The following is a 4,887-nucleotide window of genomic DNA, read 5'->3' as shown; positions in this document are numbered from 1 at the left end:
GGTGGTGGGGGACGGGAGGGCGGGTAAGGTCTGCGGCTGTGAGTGGTAGTTCCGCAGCTCTTCAGCCTCCCGCCGACGCGGGGAAACCGGTACGGCACCCCGACGCGCCCGCGCCCGGGGAGCTTCTCGGTGCCCACTATGGACACTGTTTCGGGTGCGGCCCGGCGCAGCCGCACGGGCTGCACCTGGAGGCCCGCGCCGGTGACGGTGTCACGCTGACCGCCGAGTTCACCGTGCAGGCCGCCCACCAGGGCGCCCCGGGGCTCGCGCACGGCGGAGTGCTCGCCACGGCCCTGGACGAGACCCTCGGCTCGCTGAACTGGCTGCTGCGCACCATCGCCGTCACCGGGCGGCTGGAGACGGACTTCGTGCGGCCCGTGCCCGTCGGCACCACGCTGTACCTGGAGGCCGAGGTCACCGCCGTCGCCGGGCGGAAGATCTACTCCACCGCCACCGGGCGCATAGGCGGCCCCGACGGACCGGTCGCGGTGCGCGCCGACGCCCTGTTCATCGAGGTCAAGGTGGACCACTTCATCGACCACGGCCGCAGGGAAGAGATCCAGGCCGCCATGGACGACCCGGACCAGATCCGGCGTGCCCGTGCTTTCGAGGTGAACCCGTGAACGCAGAAAGCCCCGCCGCCCGCGGCCCCCTGGACGTGCTCATCCGGCGCGTCGATCCGGACGTACCGCTTCCGGCCTACGAGCACCCCGGGGACGCCGGTGCGGATCTGCGGACCACCGAGGTGTGCGAGCTGGGTCCCGGTGAACGGGCCGTTCTGCCCACGGGAGTGTCGATCGCGCTGCCCGAGGGGTACGCGGCCTTCGTGCATCCGCGGTCCGGCCTCGCCGCCCGCTGCGGTGTCGCCCTGGTGAATGCCCCGGGGACGGTTGATGCCGGGTACCGTGGGGAGATCAAGGTGATCGTGGTGAATCTCGACCCGCGCGAGAGCGTGCGGTTCGAGCGCTTCGACCGGATTGCCCAACTGGTCGTCCAGCAGGTCGAGAGGGTCCGCTTCCAGGAGGTCGCGGAGCTTCCCGACTCGGCGCGGGCCGAAGGGGGCTTCGGGTCCACCGGTGGCCATGCCGCGGTGGGTGACGAGAGCGGCACAAGCGGTCGGGCCGCCGATGGCGGTCCGACGGGTGGGAATCGATACGCTTCGGTCGTATCCGACCGGGAAGGACAGTGACGTGTTCGGACGTCGCAACAAGAAGGGTGCCGCCGAGGACGCGGCCGGCGAGACCGAGCAGGTCGTCGACAGCGTCGACACCGAGGCGGACGAGGAAGTGCAGGCCGAGCGCGAGCGCGTCCGGCTGGAGCCCGGGCCCCGGCCCGACGGACCGTGGGACAGCGAGGAGGTGCGCGACCCGGCCGAGGGCCGCGTGGACCTCGGTGGCCTGTTCATCCCGGGCGTCGACGGCATGGAGCTGCGGGTAGAGGTCGCCGGTGACGCCATCGTCGCCGCGACCGTCGTACTGCGCGACAGCGCCATCCAGCTCCAGGCGTTCGCCGCGCCCAAGCGCGAGGGCATCTGGACCGAGGTCCGCGAGGAGATCGGGGCCGGTATCACCCAGCAGGGTGGCATCGTCGACGAGGTCGAGGGTCCGCTCGGCTGGGAGCTGCGCGCCCAGGTGCCGGTGCAGCTGCCCGACGGCACCGGCGGCTTCCAGGTCGTCCGGTTCGTCGGCGTGGACGGCCCGCGCTGGTTCCTGCGCGCTGTGATCTCCGGTCAGGGCGCGGTGCAGCCGCAGGCCGCCGGGCTGCTGGAGCAGATCTTCCGGGACACGGTCGTGGTCCGCGGCGAGGGTCCGATGGCCCCGCGCGACCCGATCGTCCTGAAGCTGCCGAACGACGCCCAGATGGTTCCCGAGGGCGTCCAGCAGGAGGAGGGCTCGCGCTTCTCCGGCGGCATGGGCCAGTTGCAGCGCGGCCCGGAGATCACCGAGGTCCGCTAGGCGCCGCGCGCCGGACCCAAGACCCAAGCGCAGTACCCGGGCCGTGCCTCTGACGAGGTACGGCCCGCTTGGTGCGGGCCGGGTGCCGCGTACGGCTGCGGCCGCGCCGCACCGACCCGCGCGAACGCGGAGACACGGGCCGGAGCGCGGTCCTCCCTCGCGGGACTCGCCCTCGTGGGCTCTTCCACGTGGGACTCGTGGGCTCGCTCTCGCAGGACTCGCCGGGCGTGCCGTCCAGTGGCCGGGGCAATCGCCGAGCGGTGAGGGTGGCCTGGCCCGTCAGGGTTGCGTCAAAGCCCCCTGTCGACCTGCCCCTCGCCCCATTTGTCCACATCGTTGGCCGTAAGGTCGACGCTGCGTAGGCAACGGGTACGGGAAGACAATGGGGCCATGGCACGCGGCAAGCTTCGGATCTATCTCGGTGCGGCACCGGGCGTGGGCAAGACCTACGCCATGCTCGCCGAGGCGCACCGCCGGATCGAGCGGGGTACCGACTGCGTGGTCGCGTTCGTGGAGCACCACGGCCGGCCGCGCACCGAGGTGATGCTGCACGGCCTGGAGCAGATGCCGCGCCGGCAGCTGGACTACCGGGGCACCACCTTCGGCGAGATGGACGTCGACGCCGTACTGCACCGGGCGCCCGCCGTCGCCCTCGTGGACGAACTGGCCCACACCAACATCCCGGGCTCCCGCAACGCCAGGCGCTGGCAGGACGTGGAGGAACTGCTCGCCGCCGGCATCGACGTCGTCTCCACCGTCAACATCCAGCACCTGGAGTCACTCGGTGACGTGGTGGAGTCGATCACCGGGGTGCGTCAGCGCGAGACCGTCCCCGACGAGGTGGTACGCCGGGCCGACCAGATCGAACTGGTCGACATGTCCCCGCAGGCGCTGCGCCGCCGCATGGCCCACGGCAACATCTACCAGCCCGACAAGGTCGACGCGGCCCTGTCCAACTACTTCCGGCCCGGCAACCTCACCGCCCTGCGCGAGCTGGCCCTGCTGTGGGTGGCCGACCGGGTCGACGAGTACCTGACCGAGTACCGCAGCGAACACCGCGTCTCGCGGATATGGGGCTCGCGGGAGCGGATCGTCGTCGGCCTGACCGGCGGCCCCGAGGGGCGCACACTGATCCGCCGGGCCGCCCGGCTCGCCGAGAAGGGCGCCGGCGGCGAGGTGATGGCCGTCTACATCGCCCGCAGCGACGGGCTGACCTCGGCCTCCCCGAAGGAGCTGGCCGTCCAGCGCACCCTGGTGGAGGACCTGGGCGGCACCTTCCACCACGTGGTCGGCGACGACATCCCCGCCGCCCTCCTCGACTTCGCCCGCGGCGTGAACGCCACCCAGATCGTGCTCGGCTCCTCGCGCCGCAAGACCTGGCAGTACGTCTTCGGACCCGGCGTCGGCGCCACCGTGGCCCGCGACTCCGGCCCCGACCTGGACGTGCACATCGTCACCCACGAGGAGGTGGCCAAGGGCCGGGGACTGCCGGTGTCCCGCGGCGGCCGGCTCGGCCGGGCCCGGCTCATCTGGGGCTGGCTGGTCGGTCTGGCCGGTCCCGCGGTCCTCGCGGTGCTGCTGAACAGCGTCGATCTCGGCCTGGCCAACGACATGCTGCTGTTCCTGGCGGTCACCGTCGCCGCCGCCCTGCTCGGCGGCCTGCTGCCGGCCCTCGCCTCGGCGGCCTTCGGTTCGCTGCTCCTGAACTACTTCTACACCCCGCCGCTGCACCGGCTGACCATCGCCGACCCGAAGAACATCGTCGCCATCGCGATCTTCTTCGGGGTCGGCATGTCGGTCGCCTCGGTCGTCGACCTGGCCGCCCGGCGCACCCAGCAGGCCGCCCGGCTGCGCGCCGAGTCCGAGATCCTCTCCTTCCTCGCCGGCAACGTACTGCGCGGCGAGACCGGCCTGGAGGAACTGCTGGAGCGGGTCCGCGAGACCTTCGCCATGGAGTCGGCCGCCCTGCTGGAGCGCGAGAGCGACGTCGCGCCCTGGTCCTGCGCGGGCCGCGCGGGCTTCGGCCCGGCGCTGGAACGCCCCGAGGACGCGGACGTCGACATGCCGGTCGGCGACCACATGGCGCTCGCCCTCACCGGCCGGGTGCTGCCCGCCGCCGACCGCCGGGTGCTCGCCGCGTTCGCCGCCCAGGCGGCCGTCGTGCTCGACCGCAGGCGGCTGCAGGAGGAGGCCGACCGGGCCCGCACGCTCGCGGAGGGCAACCGCATCCGCACCGCCCTGCTGGCCGCCGTCAGCCACGACCTGCGCACCCCGCTGGCCGGCATCAAGGCCGCCGTGACCTCCCTGCGCTCGGACGACGTGGCCTGGTCGGAGGAGGACCAGGCGGAGCTGCTGGAGGGCATCGAGGAGGGCGCGGACCGGCTCGACCACCTCGTGGGGAACCTGCTGGACATGTCCCGGCTCCAGACCGGCACGGTCACGCCGCTGATCCGGGAGATCGACGTGGACGAGGTCGTGCCGATGGCCCTCGGCGGCGTACCCGAGGACAGTGTCGACCTGGACGTGCCCGAGACGCTGCCGATGGTCGCCGTCGACCCCGGGCTGCTGGAGCGGTCGGTGGCCAACCTGGTGGAGAACGCCGTCAAGTACAGCCCGCGCGGGCGGCGCGTCCTGGTCTCCGCGAGCGCCATCGCCGACCGGGTGGAGGTGCGCGTGGTCGACCGCGGCCCGGGAGTGCCGGACGAGGCCAAGGACCGGATCTTCGAACCCTTCCAGCGGTACGGTGACGCTCCACGGGGTGCCGGTGTCGGACTGGGCCTCGCGGTCGCCCGGGGCTTCGCCGAGGCCATGGGCGGCACCCTGAACGCCGAGGACACGCCGGGCGGCGGGCTCACCATGGTGCTCAGCCTCCGCGCTGCGGGAGCGCGGGCCGGGACCGCGCCCGCCGGGGCGGACACCGCGCCCCCCGGCC

The 4,887-nt window shown here is 73.0% G+C and carries 4 protein-coding genes; all 4 read left to right on the top strand.

The annotated features are described in order from the left end of the window. The first annotated feature begins 38 nt into the window (after window positions 1-38). Window positions 39-623: a PaaI family thioesterase gene (locus GT045_RS19880; RefSeq protein ID WP_161298490.1), complete on the top strand. Its 585-nt coding sequence runs from the start codon at window positions 39-41 to the stop codon at window positions 621-623. After that, window positions 620-1,189: a dUTP diphosphatase gene (dut, locus tag GT045_RS19875; RefSeq protein ID WP_161298489.1), complete on the top strand. Its 570-nt coding sequence runs from the start codon at window positions 620-622 to the stop codon at window positions 1,187-1,189. Before GT045_RS19880 ends, dut begins: the two co-directional genes overlap by 4 nt. Before the next feature lies 1 nt (window position 1,190). Then, window positions 1,191-1,955, top strand: coding sequence for a DUF3710 domain-containing protein (locus GT045_RS19870; protein WP_161334966.1), 765 nt, complete (start codon window positions 1,191-1,193; stop codon window positions 1,953-1,955). A 390-nt stretch (window positions 1,956-2,345) separates the two neighbouring features. Further along, the coding region (locus GT045_RS19865) for a sensor histidine kinase KdpD (protein ID WP_161334965.1) at window positions 2,346-4,887 on the top strand (2,542 nt) is incomplete at its 3' end.

The sequence above is a fragment of the Streptomyces sp. SID486 genome (genome assembly GCF_009865385.1).
In the GTDB taxonomy this organism is placed as follows: domain Bacteria; phylum Actinomycetota; class Actinomycetes; order Streptomycetales; family Streptomycetaceae; genus Streptomyces.
This window is presented reverse-complemented; position numbering and strand designations above follow the sequence as displayed.